The sequence below is a fragment of the Amycolatopsis anabasis genome (genome assembly GCF_009765355.1).
GTDB classification, from domain to species: Bacteria; Actinomycetota; Actinomycetes; order Mycobacteriales; family Pseudonocardiaceae; genus Amycolatopsis; species Amycolatopsis anabasis.
Map to the genome: position 1 here is coordinate 1 of NZ_VTHK01000057.1, position 21,536 is coordinate 21,536.

A 21,536-nucleotide genomic window follows, 5' to 3' on the forward strand; every position below is an offset into this window, starting at 1 on the left:
GGGTTCGGCGATCTTGGCGGCTTTCTCCTCGTCGATCACCCCACCCTCCATGGCTTTCAAGGTCTCGGGCAGCCGCGTGGTGAGCGTCCGCGCAAGCACCACCTTCCTCGCCGCCTTATGCTCGGTCAGTTTCAGCATCCACGCGACTTCGACGGGCACACCCCGGGATCTTCCTTGCAGGTTGTCCAGTTCCGCAATGGCTCTCAACTGCCGAGCCTGCGCCCGCGCGATCACCTCCCCCTCCGACTGGATAATGTCTTTCAGGTCCGCAAGTCTGGTATTTGTTTCCACGTCTCCTATTTTATCGAAAATGGAAGATCAACACCCATCTCGAATGGGTGAATCGGGCACAGAAACCAACGTAACCAAACGTGCCCATTCCGTGGGGAACTGTCGCTGGCGACCAACAACGCGAACCGACCCGTGGAGCGACAGTTTCCCACGGCGCGCCGAAGGCGTGCCTGAAACCCAACCACCCACGGACCCACCCCGAAACCAGCCTCCCACGCCCGAAACATGGCGAAACGCCTATTTGACAACGACAATCCTTTTCGTCAACCTGGCTGAGCGCACCAGACTGGGGTCGGGGGAAGCAGGACAAGCACAACTAGATGGGAGTTCGATGCTGAACGACGACCCGGCAGGCCGGGCCTTGCTCGACCGCCTGCCGGAGCCGCTGCCGCCCGAGCAGATCATCGCGCTCAACCGTCCCAAGGCCGATCTGCACACGGTCCGCCACTACGAATGGAACGGATGGTCGTTCGAGGTTCCGCCGGGTGTCTTCCTGCCCGGGGCGACCAGCCGGATGATCCACGAACGCCTGCTCGACGGGACGATCGACGTCCGCGGCCGCGCGTACGCGGCGATGGGCGCCGGGCTGGGCGTCGAGGCCGTGGTGGCCGGGCTGCGCGGAGCGCGGGAGGTCTACGCGATCGACGTGCACCCGGGCAGCGTCGACACCACCCGCCGCTACTACGAACAACTCGTCGGAAACCGGGCGAGCACCACGTTCGTCCCGGTGGTGGCCGATGTCTTCGACGGATTCACCGGTGGCCCGCTGGACGTCGTCACCTTCAACCCGCCCGCGGTGAGCCAGACCGTGAGCGACGATCCGGACATCGTGCGCAACGTCTGCGTCGGCAGCTCGCTGCTGGAGCGGTTCTTCGCCCAACTGGCCGAACGGGAGCTGCTCGCGCCGGACGGCGAGGTCTTCGTCATCGTCTCCAACACCGCGGATCTGCGTGCGATCGTCGAGCACGCCCTCGACCACGGCTTCCGGCCCGAGGTGCACTACCTGCACGACTGGCGGGACGGGGTCCAGACCTATCTGTTCCGCGTGCGACAGGGGAAGAACGCGTGACCGCAACGGAATCGCTGAGCGTCGCGGATCTCTTCGAAGAGGCGCTGGCCGACCCGGCGGCCGAGCAGCAGCTGGCGACCAGCGTGTTCTGGCTGCACCACGGGACCCGCCTGGCCGGGGGAAACACGACCTACCGCAACCAATACGTGCTCGTGCGCGCTGGGCACTCCTTCGGTGGTTGCGCGTTCGAATCGAACGAGATCGATCCCGAAATCTGCCGGGACGCCTCCGGCAGCCCGCTCGCCGCGCTGCTGCGCGAGGGACCGCTCCCGCTGCGGATCGCCGCCCTGGACGCGTTCCTGGCCCTACGGCGTCCGCACCGCGAGGCGGAGAACGCGGAACCGCTGGAACTTCCGGCGGGCACGCCCGAAGAGCGGGCGCACGCCCGCGACGCCGCGATCGCCGGACTGCTCGACCTCGAACCGGGCGCGAAGGTCGGGCTCATCGGCGTGGTCAATCCGCTGGTCGCCGCGATCCGGGAGCGGGGCGGGGAATGCCTGCCGTGCGATTTCAACCTGCGGACGACCCAGTGGGGCGACCCGGTGACCGATTCCATGGCGGAGGTGCTCGACGCGGCCGATGCGGTGGTGGCGACCGGGATGACGTTGAGCAACGGCACGTTCGACGAGATCCTGCGCCGCTGCCGGGAACGCGCGATCCCGCTGATCGTCTACGCGCAGAGCGGCAGCGCGGTCGCGCGGGCGTTCCTCGGGTCGGGGGTGACCGCGCTTTCGGCGGAGCCGTTCCCGTTCTCCCAGTTCAGCGCCGAGCCCACCACGCTGTACCGCTACCGCGCGGAGGCAGCCCGGTGAGCGCTCCGGCTGACTCCGCGGTGAACGAGGAGGCGGTGCCCGGGGACGCGCGGATGGCGGTGACCCTGTGGCCGATCCTGCTGGCTTCGGCGGTGGGGCTGGTGCCGTTCACGGTCTTCAGCACGTTCCTGGTCCAGATCGCCGAGGACGCGGGGACCGAGGTCGCCGCGCTGGGCAGCCTGCGCGGACTCGGCGGCCTCGCCGCGCTCGTCGTGGGCACCGCGCTGGCGCCGGTGATCGACCGGTTCCCCCGCGAGTGGACCGCCGCCGGCGCGCTGGTGCTGCTCGGCGGTTCGTCGCTGCTCGGCACGATCGGCGAGATCCCCGCGCTCGCCGGATTCTGCCTGCTGATCGGGGCGGCGACGGCGGTGCTCAATCCGGCCCTGGGCGCCGCGGCGGCGGACCGGTACGGAACGGGTGCCGCGGCGGGGCGGGCCGCGACGCTGGTCACCGCCACCCAGTCGCTGACCGCGATGCTCGCCGCGCCGGTGCTGGCACTGCCCGCGCTGCTCTGGGGCTGGTCGGGCGACCTGGTCGCGGTCGGGGTGATTTCCGTGCTGCTCGCGGTGGTCCTGCTGGGCAGGCGAGCGGGCGGCACGCGGGCATCGGGGGAGCCCGCCCTGGGCTACCGGGCGTCCTTCCGCGCTCTGCTCGCCGTTCCCGGGGTGGTCGCGCTGCTGCTGATCGCCCTGTTGCGGACGGCCGCCTTCATGGGTTACCTCGCCTATCTCGCGGCCTTCTACCACGACCGGTTCGCCCTCTCGCCCGAGGTCTTCACGTTGGTGTGGACGCTGTCCGGGGCGTCGTTCTTCGTGGGCAACCTGCTCGTCGGCCGGTTCGTGAACGGGCAGCGCACCACGCCGCGCACCGAGGTCGTCCTGGTGGGCGGGCTCGTCGTCGCGGTGGCCGCGGTCGTCGGCGTCTTCTTCGCCCCCGTACTGCCGGTCGCGCTCGTGCTCACCTCCCTGCTCGGGCTCAGCCACGCGACGGTGGCCGCCTGCGTGGTCACCCTGCTGGTGCGCCGCAGCGGCACCCGGCGCGGTTCGGCGCTGAGCGTCAACGCGGCGGGGATGAGCTTCGGGGTGTTCGCCGGAGCCGGGTTGGGTGGGCTCGGCCTCGGCTTCGGCGGATTTCCCGGCGCCGCCGCGGTGTTCGGCGGGCTCACCCTGATCGCCCTGGCCGCCGCGCTGACCTTGCTGCGCGGGGGTGACCGGTGAAGGGCATCGGCCACGCGCCGTGCCACCACGGCGAGATCCTGCAGGGCGTTTTCGCCGACGCCGCCGGGAACCTGTGCCGGGGCCTGGTCACGTTGCCGCTCGTCGGGCCGGGCGCCCGCGCCGAGTTCCACCGCGATCGGTCGGCGGATCCCGGAGATCTCACGGTGGTGCCGGGCGACCGGGCCAAGGCCCGGCGCGCGGCGGAACTCGCCGTGGCCGAATGCGCCCGGGTCACCGGGCAGCGGCCGTGCGGCGGGGTGCTCGATCTGAGCGGTGACATTCCGATCGGGCTCGGCATGGGCTCGTCGACCAGTGACATCATCGCGACGGTCCGGGCGGTGGCGGCGAGTTTCGGGATCGTGCTGCGGTCGTCGGCGATCGCGCGGTTGGCGGTACGCGCGGAACTCGCCTCGGATCCGCTCATGCTCGACAACCGGCCGCTGCTGTTCGCGCAACGCGAGGGCCGGGTGCTGGAAGTCCTCGGCGGCGCGCTGCCCGCGGCGGTGATCGTGGGCTGTGCCACCGGCGGCGGGCAGGCGGTGGACACGCTCGCGATCCCGGTCACCGAGTACGGCCCCGAAGATCTCGGCACGTTCGAGCGGTTGCGCGCGATGCTGCGTCGCGCGATCGGCACCGGGGACGTCGAGCTGCTCGGCAGGGTCAGCACGGAAAGCGCGCGGATCAACCAGCGCGTGCTGCCGAAGGCCGAGTTCGAAGTGCTCGAGCACGTCGCGGCGCTCGTCGGCGGCGCGGGGGTGCAGGTCGCGCACAGCGGAAACGTCGCCGGGGTGCTCTTCGACGCCGGGAGCCCCGATCTGCCGCACCGGCTGCGGCGGTGCACCCGCGTCCTGCGGCAGCACGGAATCGAGGTCACCCGAGTTTTCGGCAGCAGAAACTGGGAGGAACGCGAACATGCACGACCACATCGCGGATGCGATCGGGCGGCCAGATCTGGTGCGCGTCGGGCGTGGCCTGATCTGCCTGCGTTTCGAAACGATGAAGATCGTGTCGGCGCTCGGCGCCGTGCGGCGGCTGCTGGAGGCGGGCACCGTCAAGCCGGGTGACACGCTGGTGGACAGTTCCAGCGGGATCTACGCCTACGCGCTCGCGCTGGCCGCGCACCGGTTCGGACTGCGGTGCCACATCGTGGGTTCGACCACCGTGGACCACACGCTCCGGACCCAGCTGGCCATCCTCGGGGCGCGGCTCGAGCAGATGTCGCCGTCGAAGAACCTCAAACTCGACCAGGACCGCCGGGTGCGCCGGATCGAGGAGATCCTCCGGGAAAACCCCTCGTACCACTGGATGCGCCAGTACCACGACGACATCCACTACCACGGGTACCGGGCCGTCGCCGACCTGATCGCGCGGGAGGTGCCGCTGGACGATCTCGTGCTGGTGGGCGGGGTGGGCTCCGGGGCGTCCACCGGCGCGCTCGCCGGATTCCTGCGCGAGCGTTCGCCGTCGGTCTCGCTCGCGGGCGTGCAGCCGTTCGGCAGCGTGACCTTCGGCAGCGAGCACGTCGAGGACCCCGACATCATCATCGCCGGGATCGGCAGTGCCATCCCGTTCCGCAACGTCCGGCACGACAGCTACGACGTCATCCACTGGATCTCCTACGAAGCCGCGCTCGCGGGGAGCGTCGACCTGCTCCGGCGGCACGCGGTCTTCGCCGGGCTGTCCACCGGAGCGAGCTACCTGGCAGCGCGCTGGGAACAGCGCGAGCGTCCACAAGGGACAGTGTTGTTCGTGGCCGCGGACACCGGGCACCGCTATGTGGATTCGGTGTTCGCCCGGCACGCCGAGGCCGCGGCGATCGACGAGCTCGCTCCCCGGGAAGTGTCCACAAGGGATGAACTGGCACTGCCGTGGTGCCGGATGCACTGGGCCCGTGCCGCGGGGCTGCAGGCCGCCGTGGAGAGAGTGGCCGGATGAGCGAGGTCGTCGTGGACAGTCCGCCGCTGGCGGCACCGGGTGAACCGGCGGCCACCCGGGGAAACCGCCGGTGGCTGAACACCCGGCGCGGCATGGTTTTCGGTGTTGCCGTGCTGTCGGTCGCGCTCGCCGGTTCGGTGCTGCTGGCCATCGGCCTGGGTTCGGCGGTCGTCCCGCCCGGGGACACCGCGCGTTACCTGTGGGCCGCGTTGACCGGGGACACCATCGCCGCCGAGGAGTTCACCCGGTACCAGATCATCTGGCAGGTGCGCACCCCGCGGGTGCTGCTGTCCGCGATCGTCGGGGCCGGGCTGGGCGCGGTCGGCGTCGCGATCCAGGCGATGGTGCGCAACGCCCTGGCGGACCCGTACATCCTGGGCGTCTCCTCGGGCGCCTCGGTGGGTGCGGTCACGGTCAGCGTGTCCGGTGCGCTCGCGGCGCTCGGGATCTACGCGGTCTCCGCCGGCGCGTTCGTCGGGGCACTGCTGGCGTCGGTCCTGGTCTACTTCGCCGCGCGGTCCCGGGCCGGGGTCACGCCGCTGCGCCTGGTGCTGACCGGGGTGGCGATGTCGTTCGGGTTCCAGGCCGTGCTGAGCGTGATCATCTACCTGGTGCCGAACAACGAGGCGACCAGCACGGTGCTCTACTGGACGATGGGCAGCTTCGGGGCCGCGACCTGGGGCTCGCTGCCGATCGTCGCGGTGGCGGTGCTGGCCGGGGTGCTCGTGCTGCGCGGTTGCGGGCGCGGGCTGGACATCCTGTCCCTCGGTGACGAGACCGCCGCCAGCCTGGGCGTGCACACCGCCGGTCTGCGCCGCGGGCTGTTCGTCCTGACGGCCGTGGTGACCGCGGCGATGGTGGCGGTCAGCGGGGCCATCGGTTTCGTCGGGCTGGTGATCCCGCATCTGGTCCGGATCGTGGCCGGTGCCGGGCACGCCCGAGTGCTGGTGCTCGCGCCGCTGGCGGGGGCGCTGTTCATGGTGTGGGTGGACCTGCTGTCCCGGACCCTGGTCGCCCCGCGCGAACTCCCGCTGGGGGTCATCACCGCGCTGATCGGGGTCCCGGTGTTCATCACCTTGATGCGCCGCAAGGGTTATCTGTTCGGAGGCGGATGAGGAATGGACCTCAGGCTGGACCGCGTGTCCGTGGTCGTCAACGGCAGCACCCTGGTCCGGGAGCTTTCCCTGGAGGTGCCGGGCGGGCGGATCGTCGGGTTGATCGGGCCGAACGGCTCCGGGAAATCCACCGCGCTGCGCTGCGTGTACCGGGCGCTCGAGCCCAGCGGTGGCACGGTGTGGGTCGGCGGCACCGATCTCGCGACGATCGGTCTCCGGGAAAGCGCGCGGTCGGTCGCGGCGCTGACCCAGGAGGGCGGGGCGGAGTTCGACTTCACCGTCGAGGAGATCGTCGCGCTCGGCCGGGCCCCGCACCTGCGCGGCAACCAGGCGCTCAGTGCCTGGGAGCGGGCGCTGTGCCGCAGTGCGATGACCCAGCTCGACGTGCTGCATCTGGCGGATCGGGGAGTGCTGTCGCTGTCCGGCGGGGAACGGCAGCGTGTCCTCGTCGCGCGGGCCCTGGTGCAGGAACCCCGGGTGCTGGTGCTCGACGAGCCCACCAACCACCTGGACGTGCGGCACCAGCTCGAACTGCTGTCGCTGTTGCGGGACTCCGGGCTGACCGTGCTCGTGGTGCTGCACGACCTCAACCTCGCGGCGGCCGTCTGCGATCGGCTGGGCGTGCTTCACCGCGGCTCGCTCGTCGCCGCGGGCACCCCGGCGGAGGTGCTCACGGCCGAACTCGTGCGGGATGTGTTCGGCGTGGCGGCGACCGTCGTCACGCATCCGCTGACCGGCGACCCGCAGTTGTTGTATTCGCTTACTTCGGCGCAGAAGAAGGAGACCTCGGTATGACCCAGTCCTCCCCGGCCCGCGTGGTGCGGCTGACCGCCCTCGCCGTGGCAGGCGTGCTGCTCGCCGCGTGCGGGGCCCAAGTGGACAACCGCGAGGCGCAGGTCCGCACCACCACGGTGAAGCGGTGCGGCGAGGAGGTGCGGTACACCACGCCGCAGCGCGCCGTGGTGTACGAGGGAGGCAGCGCGGACAAGATGTTCGCGCTCGGCCTCACCGACCGCGTCCACGGGTACGTGCTGCCGCCGGCGAATCCGCCGGTGACCCAGTCGCCCTGGGCCGCCGAGTACCAGAAGGTCAAGTTCCTCGGGGACGATCTGCTCAACCGTGAACTCGTGGTCGAGGCCAAGGCCGACTTCGTGGTGGCGGGCTGGAACTCGGGCTTCAGCGATCAGCGCGGCATCACCCCGAAGGTCCTGGACGGCCTCGGCATCCAGAGCTTCATGCACACCGAATCCTGCTACAACTACCCGAACTTCCCGGAGAAGGTCACGCCGTTCGAAGGGCTCTACACCGACCTCGAGCGCCTCGGGAAGATCTTCGGGGTGGAGGACCGGGCGGCCCAGGTCGTCGCCGACTACCGCAAACGGGTCGACGCCGTCCGGGCCCAGGCGCCGCAGGGGAACCCGGTCCCGGTGTTCCTCTACGACTCGGGCACCGAGCAGGCGTCCACCGCGGGCAACCAGGTGCCGCCGAACGACATCATCAAATTCGCGGGCGGCCGCAACGTCTTCGACAACGTCGAGGCGCGCTGGACCAAGGTCGGCTGGGAAGCGGTGGTCGACGCCAAGCCCGAGGTCATCATCATCCTGGACTACAACGACAAACCCGCCCAGGAGAAGATCAACTTCCTGAAGTCCTCGCCGGTCACCGCGAAACTGCCCGCGGTGGTCAAGAACAACTTCTTCGTCCTCAACTACAACGAGGGCATCAGCAACCCGCGCAACGTCGACGGGCTGGAACGCTTCGGCGAGTACCTCCGCAACCTGAAGCGGTAGGCCGATCGTTTGCTCCGGCGTCAGTGGTGGTGGCCTTGTCGGCCGAGGGTCTCCACGGGGGTCGCGCCGGGGCGGGTCCACTGCGGCACGGGGCGGCCGGTCGGGCCCCAGGTGGCGTTCCCGTCGGCGTCCGTGCGCCAGTACCAGCAGATCGGCGAGCCGTGCCCGCCGACCGGCGAGCCGGCCTGCGGCGCCTCGGGCCAGCCCTCGGGGTTGTCCTCCCATCCCTCGCGTCGGCCGTAGGGCGTCATGTCGAGCAGGCCGAGGGATCCGCTGGCCGGCTCGTTGCCGCGGCCCGTCGTGGAGTAGGTGAGGAACACGCGGTCGCCGTCGCGCAGGAAGCAGACGAGGTGCCCCATTTCGCCGCCGATCGGCGCGTCCACGTCGCGCACCGAGTACCAGGGCTGGGTGTAGCCCATGAACTCGACGTAGGAGGCCACCTCGTCCCACCGGCCCGTGGTCAGGATGGCGAACGAGACGCCGCGGGCGTTGAGGTAGACGGCGTCCTTCAGGTGCCAGGCCGTGAGGGTGCAGCCCTCGCACTGCCCCTGGTGCGGCGCGCCGTCGTACCACATGTGCTGGTAGACCACGAGCTCGTCGCGGCCCTGGAACAGGTTTAGGAACGGGACAGGGCCGTCGGGTCCGACGACCTCGACCGTCCCGTCGATCTCCACCATCGGCAGCCGGCGGCGGGCCGCGGCGATCGCGTCGCCTTCGCGGGTGTGGGCCTTCTCGCGGACCAGGAGCTCGTCCCGGGCGGCCTGCCAGGTGGCCAGATCGACCACGGGCGGGCGGCCGGGCAGCGCGGTGGTCGGGTCGTCCGGCGTGGTCGTCATGGTGTCCTCCGTGGTGTCTCGTGCCGCTTCGACAGCGCGTCGGAACTTTATTACGCGCGGGAATGCCGGTCCACGCTCGCGTGTCCCTGGTCAGGAGGTGTTTCCTCGGCGACAACGCAAGAGTCAACACCTCGGCTCTTCTCAACCGCCCGCACCGCGGTCAACCATCGATGGCGGCTGCTGGGGCCGACCTGACGAGTGTCGTTCAGGGAATTCGAGGAGATTGTGAATGCACAAGTTCGCTAAAACGTTGGTTGTGGGTGGCGCCGCGGTCGCCTGGGTGTTGGGAGCCGGCACCGCGTCGGCGGGCGACGTAGCGGCAGGGCAGGCTCGAGCGGCCGCTCCCGCCGTGCATGATTGCTGGACCGAGGCTGTGGACGATGCGCGAGTTCGGATCAAATGCAACTATGTTTCCGTAGGAGAGGTCCGCGGATATGCCGTGTGCGCCGGGGTTGACAGCAACATCGCCACCGGTTGGATAACGGCTCCCAAGAATCAGTACGTGACGATAACGTCAACGTACAAATGCCGGTGGGGAATCCGCAGTCATCACGTTGAAGAGCGGGGCTGACGCCGATTGACGGGTGCTCGCCGCGGCCGCCGCGGCGAGCGCCCACACCGCTGGACGAGACCGGCGACTCGACCGGCAAGGCCGCTACCCGTACCGTACCTCCTGACCGGCCGACCGCCGGCCCGCTGATCTGGTGTCGTGCCGGTTCAGCGGGCCTTGCTGTCTTGAACCGCGTGACCGGAGGAGTCGATGCTGGGATGACGGCAGGGCGATCGATGCCCACACAGGACGACGTGCTCGGGTACTTCAGCACGCTGTCGAACTGGGGACGGTGGGGCGACGACGACGAGCTCGGCACGCTGAACCACATCACCGACGACGTCCGGCTGGCGGCGGCGCGGGCCGTGCGCCACGGCAGGAGCGTGTCGTGCGCATGGGATGTTGCCGTACCGGAAGACATGGAGCGGTCGACGACGACGTGCCCGTGTGCCGCCGACATGCCGGGTGCCGAGGACATACCGGTGCCCGGATTCCGCAACGACCGGCGCTGGGGCTTTTCGAACGAACGGCTCGGCATCATGTTCCACGGCAACACCGTCACCCACGTCGACTCGCCGTGCCACCTCTTCTGGGACGGCACGATGTACAACGGGCGATCGCACTCGTTGGTCGACGCCGCGACGGGATCGGCGTGGGCGGCCGTCACGGCGGCGGCGAACGGGATCGTCACGCGTGGTGTCCTGCTGGACATCGCGAGGGTCCGCGATGTGCCGTGGCTGGAACCGGGGCAGGGGGTGTTTCCCGAGGATCTCGAGGAGGCCGAGCGTCGCCAGGGCGTGCGGGTACGCCCCGGCGACGCGGTACTCCTGCGGACCGGCGGTGGCCGCATCCGCCACGAGGGCGGCCAGGCCGGCGGCATCACGCAGGCCGGTTGGCACGCGTCCTGCCTGCCGTGGCTGCATGAACGGGAGGTCGCGCTGATCGGCGCTGACACCCCCCAGGACGTTCAGCCTTCGGGGTACGAAGACGTGTTGATGCCGGTCCACGCCGTGAGCCTCGTCGCGATGGGTCTGTGGCTGCTCGACAACTGCGACCTGGAGGCGTGCGCGACGACGGCTGCCGAACTCGGCCAGTGGGACTTCCACCTCGCGGTCGCGCCGGTCCGCTTCGCCGGTACTTCCGGCAGCCCGGTCAATCCGATCGCCACGTTCTGACCATGGGACCCGCGCGAAACGGGGAACTCGGTAGACCGAAACGGGGGACTCGCGCCAGTCAAGCCCGGTCCGACCGCGGCCCGGCACGACTTACGACACCGGGGGAGCGACCGGTCCCGGCCGGTAGTACAGGTCCGTGCCCACCCAGTTCACCGCGTCGCGCGGCGGCGTGGGCGGGGGAGCGGGAACGAAGTTGTTCGCGTCGTCGATGCTTCCGGTGCCGTCGTACTGGGGCCGCAGCGGATACGGGAACACCGGTCGGGTCCGGAGTTCGTTGCCCTGCGCGTCCCGTCCGGTGGCGACGATCTTGTCCGGGGCCTTGCCGCGTTCGACCCAGCCGATCAATTCGCGGAACGGGTTGAACTCGGTCAGCCGGTCGCCGCCCGCGCAGTGGTACAGGCTCGGCACCATGAACGTCCGGGCGAATTCCTGGGTTTGCCGCAGGCCACCGGAATGCCGCACCAGGCGCTGGTAGTAGTCCAGCGTCGCGGCCGGTGGGATGCCCGGATCGGCCCAGCCGTGCCAGAGGATGAGCTTGCCGCCGGAGCGCCGGAACGGCTCGAGGTCGAGGCTCAGCGCGTTGGCTTTCAGCCCTTCCGGGGTCAGGCGGTCGAATTCGCGGACCGTGAACTGGAAGTCCTTGAGCGACGAATGCGGCGTGCCGATCGGGTAGCCGATGTACTTGAGGTAGTTGTCGGCGATCCCGGTGTGCAGCGGCACCGGGAAGTCCGGGGACGGCAGGATGGTCCCCTCCCAGGCGAGTTCGGAGCCGAAGGGTTGCGAGCCGGGGTAGAGGCGGCGCCCGTGGGCGTCAGCCGGTCCCGCGTACAACTTCCGCGCGGCTTCCACCTGGGCCGCGGTCAGGCAGTCCGGCTGGTCGGTCGCGCCCGGGCAGCGCACGGCCACGGGGTCGAAGCGGCAGGCACGCGGATCTTCGATTTGGCCGTCGACCAGCCCGTCCAGCCGGTCGCAGGCCGCCACCGCGGCGTTGTGCAGCACCGGCAGCTTCTCGCGGGTGATGATCGGGGCGCCGTTCTCGCCGGTGTTCGAGCGGATGTTCCAGGTCGCGTACACCCCCGCCAGCGGGCCGAAGTAGCTGGCCGGTGCGCCCGCGAGGATGCCGTCGAAATCGTCCGGGTACCGCTGGGCGAGCAGCAGTCCTTCGCGGCCCCCGGTGGAGCACCCGTCGAAGTACGAATGCTTCGGCGGCGATCCGTAGTAGGCCGCGATGATCCGCTTGGCCGCGACCGACACCACATGGGGCGCGCGGAAGAAGAAGTCGTCGCGCGCCGCCTGGTTGTCCGCCGCCCACTTCCCGTCGATGCCGTCGCCCACGTGGCCGTCGTCGGTCGCCGCCACCGCGAGGTCCCCACCGCGCGGACCACCGCAGTCGGGGAACTGGACCGGGAAGATCAGGCCGCAGAAGGCGCCGCACCCGTACTGGAGGTAGCGCCCGGTGAACGTGGCGGTGGGGAGTTTGAGCTGGAAGCCCACGGCGGGTTCCACCTGACCGCGCACATCGCAGTACTCCGGTTCGCCGCCGGTGGCCGGAACGACCGTCGCCGCGGTGACCCGGGTCGCCGCCGAGGGGATGTCGAACTGCCCGACCAGCTCGGCGCACTGCCGGACCGGTTTGAGCACCGGGTCCGCCTCCGCCGCCGCGGTGCTCGGAACGAGACCGGTCAGGGCCGTGGTCAGGGCGATGAGCGCCACGCAGGTTCTGGCGCGCCAGGACGATCCGCGTCTCATCGGATTCACCGCCCGTCGCGAAGGTCGGCCGCGATCTGCTCCAGCAGATCCATCTGCTCCTGCAGGCCGACTTCCATCCCGGAATCGAGGATGGTGTCGCGCAGTTCCTTGTTCGGGCAGCGCACGAGGTAGGTGAGGGTGGTGCGCCCGCCGGTTTCGGTGAAGCTGACGATGTTCAGCGGCACCGCTTCGTCGGACGCTTCGGCGCCCGGCATCTCGTAGACCTCGGTCGTCACGATCCGTTCGTTTGGGACGATCTCGCGGTACTCGCCGTGGAAGGCGACTTCGAACCCGCCGTTCGCCACCAGCACGTACCGCCAGCGGCCGCCGACCCGCAGATCGATCTCGACGCTCGTCATCGTGCCGCGGTGCCCGCTCCACCACTTCCGGACCAGTTCCGGCGTGGTCCACGCCCGGTAGACCAGATGCCTTGGCGCGTCGAACTCCCGGGTGATCAGGATTTCCTCGTCCGAGGGAAGCGTCACCATCGCCGATCCGCTGCTCGTCTTCTCCACCATCTCATTCCTCCTCGTCCTTGAGTTCCGCCAGCACGTCGTCCAACAGCTCGAACCGCTCCGACCACGAGCGCTCGTACTTCTTCACCCAGTCGTGGATCGGCTTGAGCGCCCGGCCGTTGAGCCGGTACAGCCGCTGCCGCCCTTCGTCCCGCACGTCGACCGCCCCCACTTCGCGGAGTACCCGCAGGTGCTTGGACACCTGCGGCTGGGCCAGCCCGAGCGCGCCGACCAGGTCGTTCACCGAGCGCTCACCGCTCGCGAGGACGTCGAGGATCTGCCGCCGCCGGGGTTCGGCCACCGCGTTGAAAGCGTCCGTGGTCGTTGCCGCTCGCGCCATGCGGCAATCATATTCCCATATAGGTATGCGTCAAGGGGCTAGAACCATCGATGGATTGCCCGGGTACACCACGCGCGGAAGCATCAGATCCGTGCCGAGCCCGAAGCGCGTGACGGCGGTGACCGTCACGATCCTGTTCGTGTCCTGGATCGTCAGCTTCATCGACCGGTTCGTGATCGCGACGGCGTTGCCGAGCATCGGCAAGGAGTTCGGCCTCGACCGGAGTCAGCAGGGCTTGCTGCTGACGGTGTTCTTCGTGATGTACGCGCTCTTCCAGTACCCCGGCGGCCTGATGGCCGATCGGATCGGCGCCCGGAAGACCATGGTGATCGCGATGGTCGCGTGGTCGGTGTTCACCGGCGTGAGCGGCCTCGCGATCTCCTTCGGCATGTTGCTGATCGTCCGGGTGCTGTTCGGCGTCACCGAGGGGCTCTTCCCCGGCGCCGCGACGAAGGCCCTCGCCGAGCGGACCGAACCGGCGACCCGGATGACCGCCACCGGGATCGTCCTCTGCTCGAACCCGTTCGGCGCCGCGCTGGCACCAATGATCGCGGCACCGGTGATCGCCGCCGTCGGCTGGCAGAGCTCCTTCCTCGCGGTGGCCGCCGCGGGCGTGGTCGTGGCGGTGGTGCTCTGGTACACCCTGCCGCGTCCGCTGCCCGCCGAGGTCGCGGTGGACAAGGACGCGGCGCCCTCCGCGCCGCGGATCGGGCTCCTCGGGTTGCTGCGCCGCGGCGTGCTGTGGCGTTTCACCCTGATGTACGGCGGATTCGGCCTGGTGGGCTGGGGGCTGACCAGTTGGGTGCCGGGCTACCTGCAGACCGAACGGCACGTGTCGACCAGCGCGTCCGGCCTGCTGGCCTCGATCCCGTTCTTCTGCGGCACCGCGGGCATGGTGCTCGGCGGCCTGCTCTACGACCGCGTCTTCCACGGGCGGCACCGGCTGCTGATCATCCCGTCCTGCCTGGCCTCCGGCGGTTTCCTGCTGCTGATGGTTTCGGCGTCCTCGACCGGGATGTTCATCTTCTACCAGTCGGTGGCGATGCTGGTGCTCTACCTGAGCATCATGCCGATCTTCGGGCTCCCGCTGCGGTTGCTGCCCCGCGAGATCGCCGGTTCGGCCAGCGGCCTGATCAACATGGGCGGCCAGATCGCGGGCGCCGTCGCGCCGTTCGTGATGGGGTTCCTCGCCGACCACGTGTCGTTCGACGCGGCCTTCCTGTTCCTGGAGGTCGGGCTGGTCGTCGCGGCGGGTGCCACCTTCTGGGCGCCCCAGCGCCCCGAGGACCTGCTGAAACACTTCCCCGAACTGACCGCCGAACCGGGCCACCAGGAGGACACTCGGGTGTAAAAGTGAGACGATGGTACCGTTTTTCGGTGACTGATACAGGTACCGTGAATCACTGGGACGAACAGGCCGCGAACTGGATCGCCTGGGCTCGCGAGCCCGGGCACGACGCTTACTGGCATTACCGCGACGCGTTCTTCGAATTGGTGCCCGCGCCGGGGGAGTCCACTTTGGATATGGGCTGCGGCGAGGGCCGGGTGGTCCGCGACCTCGCCGCGCGCGGTCATCGGGTCACCGCCGTGGACGCCTCGGCGGATCTGCTCGCCGCGGCTCGGGAGGCCGATCCGGACGGTGACTACCGCCGGGCGGACGCCGCCGACCTGCCCTTCGCCGACGACGAGTTCGATCTGGTCGTTTCCTACAACATGCTGATGGACGTGCCGGACGCGGCGGCCGTGGTGCGCGAGGCGGCCCGGGTGCTGCGGCCGGGCGGACGGCTGTGCCTCTCGCTCGTGCATCCGATCGCGGACGCCGAACGCTGCATGGACGGCGACTACCTCAGGACCGTGCGGTTCCACACCGAGGTGGAACAAGGCGGGCTGCGCATGGTGTTCGACGGCTGGCGCCGCCCGCTGTCCGCGTACACCCGCGCGCTGGAGGACGCGGGTCTGGTGATCGAGGCACTCCGCGAGCCGTCGGACATCGAGACCCCGGAGTTCCCGCTGTTCCTCTGGATGCGGGCCCGGCACGCCTGACCGGCGGGCATATCCGGTGGGTTATCACCCACCGTGATATGCGATCCGTTCGCAACGCGCTCGTTACCCCGAACGGTGTAATTGGACTTACGCTTTCTTGATCAGCTTGCCTGGTACGCACCATCGGCGGTGGCGCCGGGCCGGGAGACCCCCTGCCGGGCGCCGCGGATGGTGCGGCTGCGATTTCAAATAGCACGGTATTTGAGGGCGTGGTCGTCGCGTGCTCCGCGAGGCGGTCATGGCCCGTGGTGAATTCTGTCCTCTTTAGGCATACGCGGAAAAGGGTCCCCAAGTTCATGCTGCCGTCGAGTGTCTGTCCAATGTAGACGCTGTGGTCGTTGACGCCCTTTCCGAAGTTGGGAAGGATCATGGCGGCCGGATGGTGGGAGTTGTTCGAGCGCCGCGCCGCGGCGTCCCCTTCGGACACCGGGCTGGTGGCGGACGGTGTGGCGTGGAGTTTCCGGGAGCTCGATCGGTGGAGCAACCGGCTGGGTCACCTCCTGCGCTCGGCCGGCGCGGCGCCGGGCACGGTGGTCGCGTGCGCGATGTCCCGTTCGGTGTGCGCGGTGCTGGCCCTGCTGGCGGCGGCGAAGACGGGCGCGACCTATCTCGCCCTCGATCCGTCCCTGCCCCGGGCCCGCCGGGAGGTGATCCTGGCCGACGCGCGCCCGGCGGTGCTGCTCACCGATCTCACTGATCTCACTGAGGCGCCCGGGGTGGGGGAGCGGATCACGCTGGACGCCGAACGGTGGCGGGCGGACCTCGCGGGTTACCGGCCGGAACCGTTGTGCCAGGCGGCGGAGGGTGCGGCCTACCTCGTCTACACCTCCGGTTCCACCGGACTGCCCAAGGGAGTTCTGGTCGGCAACGCGAGCCTGGTCAACCTCTACCGCGAACTGTCCGCGCGCTTCTTCCCGCTCGCCGCGCCGGGCAGCCGGGTGGCGCACGGGCAGCCGCTGGCCTTCGACGCGTCGTTCGATCCGTTGCTGTGGCTGGTCGGCGGGTACGAGGTGCACCTGATCCCCGAGGAGGTGCGGGGCGACCCGGACCGCTATCTCGGGTTCCTGCGGGAAAGCCGGATGCCGGTGGTGGAAGTCGGGCCCGCGTTCGTCGCGGCGCTGGCCGACCGCGGCCTCCTCGCCGAGGACACCCGGCCCGGCCTGCTGCTGATGGGCGGCGAGGCGGTCGGCCGGTCGTTGTGGTCGCGGTTGCGGGCGGTGCCCGGGATGACCGCGGTGAACCTCTACGGGCCGACCGAATGCACCGTGTTCACGACGTCGTGCCGGCTCGCCGAGTGCGCGGATCCGGCGATCGGACGCCCGATCCGCCACACGCGTGCCCAGGTCGTCGACGCGGATCTGCGCCCGGTGCCGGACGGCGAGCCGGGGGAGTTGCTCGTCGGCGGGGCGTGCCTGGCCATCGGGTACCTGAACCGGCCGGAACTGACCGCGAACCGGTTCGTCGAGCGGTCCGGACGCTGGTACCGGACCGGGGACCTGTGCCGCCGCCGTACCGACGGCCGCCTGGAGTGGCTCGGCCGGGCCGACGACCAGGTCAAGATCCGCGGGTACCGCGTCGAGCCGGGCGATGCCGAGCACGCCCTGCTGGGGTTGCCCGGGGTGCGCCAGGCGGTGGTGCGTGCCGAAGGCGTGGGCCGGGATCTCCGGCTGGTCGCCTACGTCGTGCTCGCCCCGGGGGTGTGCGGGCTTCGCGATCGGCTGCGCGAGGTGCTACCCGAATACCTGCTGCCGTCCCGGATCGTTCCGCTGGAGGCGATGCCGCTGGGGCGCAACGGGAAGATCGATCGAGCGGCTTTGCCGTCCGTCCCGATCAGACCGCGCGGACCCGCCGAGCACTTGACTCCCGCGCAGCAACTGGTCGCCGCGGCCTACCAGGCGGTGCTCGGTGTCCGCGCGGTGAACGCCCAGGCCGATTTCTTCGAACTCGGCGGGCACAGCCTGTTGGCCGCCGCGGTCGCGGCCCGGCTGCGGGCCGACGGAGTGCCGTGTTCGTTACGCGATGTCCTTCGCCACCCCACGGTCGGCCAGCTCGCCCAGCTGGTGTCCGCGCGGCGGCGCGAGACGGTGAAGGAGCCATGACATGCCAGCCGACGACTTCGACGTGATCGTGGTGGGCGGTGGCCCCGGCGGTTCGACGGCGGCCGCGCTCACCGCGCTGGAGGGGCACCGGGTACTGCTGCTCGACAAGGAGGTGTTCCCCCGCTACCAGATCGGCGAATCCCTGCTGCCCGCCACGGTCCACGGGATCTGCGCGATGCTGGGCGTCCGCGAGCAGATCGAACGCGCCGGGTTCGTCCGCAAGCGCGGCGGGACGTTCAGCTGGGGAAGCGACCCCGAACCGTGGACCTTCGCGTTCGCGGCGTCGGAACGGATGGCCGGCCCCACCTCGTACGCCTACCAGGTCGAACGTTGCCGGTTCGATCAGTTGCTGCTGAACAACGCCGAGCGGCTCGGGGTCGAGGTGCGGCAGGGACATCGCGCGGTGGGCGTGCTCCGGGAATCCGGCCGGATCGGCGAGGTGCGGTATGTCGACCCCGGGGGAGCCGAGCGGACGGCCGCGGCGCGGTTCGTGGTGGACGCCTCGGGGCACGGCAGCCGGTTGCACCACGAGGTCGGCGGGACGCGGGAGTATTCGCCGTTCTTCCGCAACCTCGCGCTGTTCGGGTACTTCGTCGGCGGCCACCGCATGCCCGCGCCCAACTCCGGCAACATCCTGTGCGTCGCGTTCCCGGACGGCTGGTTCTGGTACATCCCGCTGTCCGCCACGCTGACCAGCGTCGGCGCGGTGGTCAAGCGCGAAGCCGCCGCCCGGGTCCAGGGCGACCCGGACCGCGCCTACGCGGCGCTGATCGGGGACTGCCCGATGATCGCGCGCTTCCTGCGCACCGCGCGCCGCGCCGCGGAGCCGCCGTACGACCGGCTGCGCGTGCGCAAGGACTATTCGTACGACCGGTCGGTGCTGTGGGCGCCGGGCATGGTGCTCGTGGGCGACGCCGCGTGCTTCATCGACCCGGTGTTCTCCTCGGGGGTGCACCTGGCCACCTACAGCGCGCTGCTGGCGGCCCGGTCGATCAACAGCGTGCTGGCCGGGCTGGACGAGGACCGCTGCTTCGCGGAGTTCGAGGCCCGCTACCGCCGGGAGTTCGCGTTGTTCCGCGATTTCCTCATCGCGTTCTACGATCAGCGGACCGACGCGCAGACCTACTTCCAGCAGGCCCGCCGGATCACCGAACACCGGGGCACGCGGCTGGAGGCGTTCGTCGATCTGGTCGCCGGGGTGTCCGCCGGTGACTTCTCCCGCGAACCACCGGAGGGCGTGCTCGATCAGGCGGCGCTGGGCGCGGTGCTCGCCGAGGGCGCGAACCTCCAGCTGCGCGGCATGCTGGGCGAGGCCGCCGGACTCGAGCCGCCGATGTTCCCGGGCGGCCTCGTGCCGTCCCTGAACGGACGCCGGTGGGTCGTGCCCGAGCGGACCGAGGTCTGACATGTCCGACCTCGCGCTCCTGCTGGGCACGCTGGCCCTCCTGCTCGGCCTCACGAGGGTCTTCGGCTCGCTCGTCACCAGGATCGGGCAGCCCGCGGTGGTCGGGGAGATCATCTTCGGCCTGCTGCTCGGCCTGACGCTCTCGGCCGCCGGGATCCGGACCTTCCCGGCCCGGCTGGACTCCACAGTGGACACGATCGCGCAGGTGGGGCTGGTGCTGTTCCTGTTCTGCATCGGCGCCCGGCTGGCGCCCCTGCTGACGCTCCGCCGGATGACCGCGGCCGTGGTGCCGGCCCTCGGCGCGGCGGTGGTCCCGTTCGGCCTCGGGGTCCTGCTCGCGTGGTGGCTCGCCGCGCGGCACGCACCCGCGGGCACGGCGGCGTTCGTGCTGTTCGCCGGGGCCGCCATGGCCATCACGGCGTTCCCGGTGCTCGCGCGGATCCTCGCCGAACGCGGCATGCTCGTCGACTCGGACGGGCAACGCGCGCTCAGCGCCGCCGCGCTGAGCGACGTCTGCGCCTACATCGCGCTCGCCCTGGTCGCCGGTTCGCTGCACGGCGGTTCCCGGATCTGGTCCCTGGTCCTGATCGTCCCGATCCTGCTGTCCATCGCCGTGCTCGCGCATCCCTGGTTCGGCCGCGTGGCGGCGCGGCTCACCGGTCCGGCGGCCGCCACTCTCATGGTCACCATCGCCTGCGCCGGTGGGGCCGCGACCGAGATGGCGGGCCTGCACAGCGCCATCGGCGCCTTCCTCACCGGGCTGGCGGTCGGTCGCTCGTCCGCCGCGATCCTTCCGGCCGAACTCGTGGTGCCCACCGCGTCGCTGTTCGTGCCGCTCTACTTCGTCATGGTCGGGCGCCGGGTGGACCTGTCCCGGTTCGACGCCCCGCTGGTGCTGGAGGCCGCCGCGGTGGTCGCGGTCGCGGTGCTCGGGAAGTTCGGCGGGAGCTACCTGGGTGCGCGGATCGCCCGGCAGCCACCGCGCCCCGCCGCGGTGTTCGCCGCCCTGATGAACACCCGCGGCATCACCGAACTCGTCTTCGTCAGCATCGGCCTGAGCCTCGGCGTGATCGACGGCGCCTTCTACACCGCGATGGTCGCGATGGCCCTGATCACCACCGCGATGACCGGTCCGCTGCTCAACCGCCTGGGCCATCCCGCCCGGGCCGCCCGGGAAAGAGGTGCCGTGAAATGATCGCCTACCCGCCGGAACCCTGGCGCATCAAGATGGTCGAGCCCATCCGCGCGACCACGCGGGCGTACCGCGAACGGGCCCTCCGCGCCGCCGGGTGGAATCCGTGCCTGCTGCGTTCCGAGGACGTCTACGTCGACCTGTTCACCGATTCCGGCACCAACGCGATGTCCGACCGCCAGTGGTCGGCCCTGATGCGCGGCGACGAGGCCTACGCCGGGGCGCGCAGCTTCTACGTCTTCGAAGAGGCGGTCCGCGCCCACTACGGCTACCCGCACGTCATCCCGGTCCACCAGGGACGCGGCGGCGAGAACATCCTGTCCCGCTGCCTGATCCGCCCCGGCACCCATGTGCCCGGCAACATGTACTTCCCCAGCACCCGCGCGCACCAGGAACTCAACGGCGCCACCTTCCACGACGTGATCATCGACGAAGCCCACGACCCGGTCTCCGAACATCCCTTCAAGGGCAACGTGGACCTCGACAAGCTCCGGGCCGTCCTCGACGCGTGCGGGCCCGCGAACATCCCGTACGTCTCGGTCGCGGCGACGGTCAACATGGCGGGCGGGCAACCCATCAGCGTCGCGAACCTCACCGAGGTCTGCGAACTCGCCCACCACCACGGAATCCCGGTCTTCCTGGACACCGCCCGCGCGGTGGAGAACGCGTGGTTCGTCAAGCAACGCGAACCGGGCTGGGCGCGGCGATCCGTCGCGGAGATCCTGCTCGCCCTGTGCGCCCCGACCGACGGCGCGGTGATGTCCGCGAAGAAGGACAGCTTCGCCAACATCGGCGGCTGGATCGCCCTGCGCGACGCCGAACTCGCCGAACAGGCACGCGGCCTCGTCCTGCTCTTCGAGGGATTGCACACCTACGGCGGAATGGCCGGGCGCGACATGGAGGCGATCGCCCAGGGCATCGCCGAATCCGTGGAGGAGAGCATGATCGCCGCCCGCGTCGCCCAGCTCGAGTACCTCGGGCGGCGCCTGCGCGACGCGGGTGTGCCGGTGCTCCGGCCGATCGGTGGCCACTGCGTGTGCATCGACGCCGCCGCCACGCTGGCCCACCTTCCCCGCGACCAGTTCCCCGGCCAGACGCTCGCCGCCGCGGTCTACGTGGACGCCGGAATCCGCGGGGTCGAACGGGGTGCGGTCTCGGCCGGACGGGATCCGCTCACCGGCCGGAACCGCTTCCCGGCGCTCGAGCTGCTGCGCCTGGCCGTGCCGCGCCGCGTGTACACCCGGAGCCACATCGACCACGTGGCCGACAGCGTGATCGGTGTCCACGACCACCGGGACGCCATCGCCCGCGGCCTCACCTTCACCCACGAACCGCCCCACCTGAGGTTCTTCCAGGCGCGGTTCGCACCCGTCGCGGGCGCCTCCATCTTCGCCGAGTAGCCG

General features: G+C 70.3%; 20 protein-coding genes. 15 read left to right on the top strand and 5 right to left on the bottom strand.

Annotated features, from left to right (window positions below):
- Positions 1-291 (bottom strand): DUF222 domain-containing protein (locus FXO23_RS41645; protein ID WP_158892858.1); only part of this gene is annotated, 291 nt, incomplete at its 3' end.
- A gap of 331 nt (positions 292-622) precedes the next feature.
- On the opposite strand from FXO23_RS41645, the gene FXO23_RS41650 reads away from it, so the two are divergent.
- The 8 genes from FXO23_RS41650 (at position 623) to FXO23_RS41685 (ending at position 8,229) form a co-directional block, all read left to right on the top strand.
- Positions 623-1,360: a class I SAM-dependent methyltransferase gene (locus FXO23_RS41650; RefSeq protein ID WP_158892860.1), complete on the top strand. Its 738-nt coding sequence runs from the start codon at positions 623-625 to the stop codon at positions 1,358-1,360.
- Positions 1,357-2,172, top strand: a complete 816-nt coding sequence (locus FXO23_RS41655) for a Rossmann-like domain-containing protein (protein WP_246258339.1) — start codon at positions 1,357-1,359, stop codon at positions 2,170-2,172. The genes FXO23_RS41650 and FXO23_RS41655 overlap by 4 nt, the downstream gene beginning before the upstream one ends.
- On the top strand, positions 2,169-3,389 hold the full coding sequence (locus FXO23_RS41660; RefSeq protein ID WP_246258340.1) for an MFS transporter: 1,221 nt from the start codon (positions 2,169-2,171) through the stop codon (positions 3,387-3,389). Before FXO23_RS41655 ends, FXO23_RS41660 begins: the two co-directional genes overlap by 4 nt.
- Positions 3,386-4,453, top strand: a complete 1,068-nt coding sequence (locus FXO23_RS41665; protein WP_246258341.1) for a GHMP family kinase ATP-binding protein — start codon at positions 3,386-3,388, stop codon at positions 4,451-4,453. Before FXO23_RS41660 ends, FXO23_RS41665 begins: the two co-directional genes overlap by 4 nt.
- Positions 4,386-5,324: a pyridoxal-phosphate dependent enzyme gene (locus FXO23_RS41670; RefSeq protein WP_246258342.1), complete on the top strand. Its 939-nt coding sequence runs from the start codon at positions 4,386-4,388 to the stop codon at positions 5,322-5,324. Before FXO23_RS41665 ends, FXO23_RS41670 begins: the two co-directional genes overlap by 68 nt.
- A 92-nt stretch (positions 5,325-5,416) precedes the next feature.
- The gene (locus FXO23_RS41675) at positions 5,417-6,439 is read left to right on the top strand and encodes a FecCD family ABC transporter permease (RefSeq protein WP_218952318.1); all 1,023 of its coding nucleotides are present in this window, start codon (positions 5,417-5,419) and stop codon (positions 6,437-6,439) included.
- A gap of 3 nt (positions 6,440-6,442) precedes the next feature.
- Positions 6,443-7,234 carry an ABC transporter ATP-binding protein gene (locus FXO23_RS41680; protein ID WP_158892866.1) on the top strand — a complete coding sequence of 264 codons (792 nt, stop codon included), beginning with the start codon at positions 6,443-6,445 and terminating at the stop codon, positions 7,232-7,234.
- Positions 7,231-8,229 carry an ABC transporter substrate-binding protein gene (locus FXO23_RS41685; RefSeq protein WP_158892867.1) on the top strand — a complete coding sequence of 333 codons (999 nt, stop codon included), beginning with the start codon at positions 7,231-7,233 and terminating at the stop codon, positions 8,227-8,229. Before FXO23_RS41680 ends, FXO23_RS41685 begins: the two co-directional genes overlap by 4 nt.
- Positions 8,230-8,249: 20 nt before the next feature.
- Here FXO23_RS41685 and FXO23_RS41690 read toward each other — a convergent pair whose 3' ends face one another.
- Complete coding sequence (locus FXO23_RS41690; protein ID WP_158892869.1) at positions 8,250-9,065, bottom strand: DUF899 domain-containing protein; 816 nt, start codon at positions 9,063-9,065, stop codon at positions 8,250-8,252.
- Between the two features lie 744 nt (positions 9,066-9,809).
- Between FXO23_RS41690 and FXO23_RS41695 the strand changes: the two genes are divergently transcribed.
- Entirely contained in the window at positions 9,810-10,790 is a 981-nt protein-coding gene (locus FXO23_RS41695; RefSeq protein WP_246258343.1) for a cyclase family protein, read from the top strand.
- 90 nt (positions 10,791-10,880) lie between these two features.
- Here the strand turns inward: FXO23_RS41695 and FXO23_RS41700 are convergent, their stop codons facing one another.
- Genes FXO23_RS41700 through FXO23_RS41710 form a run of 3 tightly spaced genes read right to left on the bottom strand, consistent with a single transcriptional unit; the run spans position 10,881 to position 13,394 of the window.
- Positions 10,881-12,539, bottom strand: a complete 1,659-nt coding sequence (locus FXO23_RS41700; protein WP_158892871.1) for a tannase/feruloyl esterase family alpha/beta hydrolase — start codon at positions 12,537-12,539, stop codon at positions 10,881-10,883.
- Between the two features lie 5 nt (positions 12,540-12,544).
- Positions 12,545-13,057 carry an SRPBCC family protein gene (locus tag FXO23_RS41705; protein ID WP_158892873.1) on the bottom strand — a complete coding sequence of 171 codons (513 nt, stop codon included), beginning with the start codon at positions 13,055-13,057 and terminating at the stop codon, positions 12,545-12,547.
- A 1-nt stretch (position 13,058) separates the two neighbouring features.
- A complete protein-coding gene (locus tag FXO23_RS41710; RefSeq protein WP_158892875.1) occupies positions 13,059-13,394 on the bottom strand; it encodes an ArsR/SmtB family transcription factor in 336 nt (111 codons plus the stop codon).
- Between the two features lie 91 nt (positions 13,395-13,485).
- Between FXO23_RS41710 and FXO23_RS41715 the strand changes: the two genes are divergently transcribed.
- From FXO23_RS41715 to FXO23_RS41740, 6 genes are all read left to right on the top strand, one after another.
- The gene (locus tag FXO23_RS41715) at positions 13,486-14,745 is read left to right on the top strand and encodes an MFS transporter (RefSeq protein ID WP_158892877.1); all 1,260 of its coding nucleotides are present in this window, start codon (positions 13,486-13,488) and stop codon (positions 14,743-14,745) included.
- A gap of 26 nt (positions 14,746-14,771) precedes the next feature.
- Complete coding sequence (locus FXO23_RS41720) at positions 14,772-15,437, top strand: class I SAM-dependent methyltransferase (protein ID WP_158892879.1); 666 nt, start codon at positions 14,772-14,774, stop codon at positions 15,435-15,437.
- A 368-nt stretch (positions 15,438-15,805) separates the two neighbouring features.
- On the top strand, positions 15,806-17,536 hold the full coding sequence (locus tag FXO23_RS41725; protein ID WP_158892881.1) for an amino acid adenylation domain-containing protein: 1,731 nt from the start codon (positions 15,806-15,808) through the stop codon (positions 17,534-17,536).
- 1 nt (position 17,537) lies between these two features.
- Positions 17,538-18,941, top strand: coding sequence for a tryptophan 7-halogenase (locus tag FXO23_RS41730; protein WP_158892883.1), 1,404 nt, complete (start codon positions 17,538-17,540; stop codon positions 18,939-18,941).
- Between the two features lies 1 nt (position 18,942).
- Positions 18,943-20,136 (top strand): cation:proton antiporter, encoded by a 1,194-nt coding sequence (locus tag FXO23_RS41735; RefSeq protein WP_158892885.1) that lies wholly within the window; start codon positions 18,943-18,945, stop codon positions 20,134-20,136.
- Complete coding sequence (locus FXO23_RS41740; protein ID WP_158892887.1) at positions 20,133-21,533, top strand: tryptophanase; 1,401 nt, start codon at positions 20,133-20,135, stop codon at positions 21,531-21,533. The genes FXO23_RS41735 and FXO23_RS41740 overlap by 4 nt, the downstream gene beginning before the upstream one ends.
- Positions 21,534-21,536 lie beyond the last annotated feature (3 nt).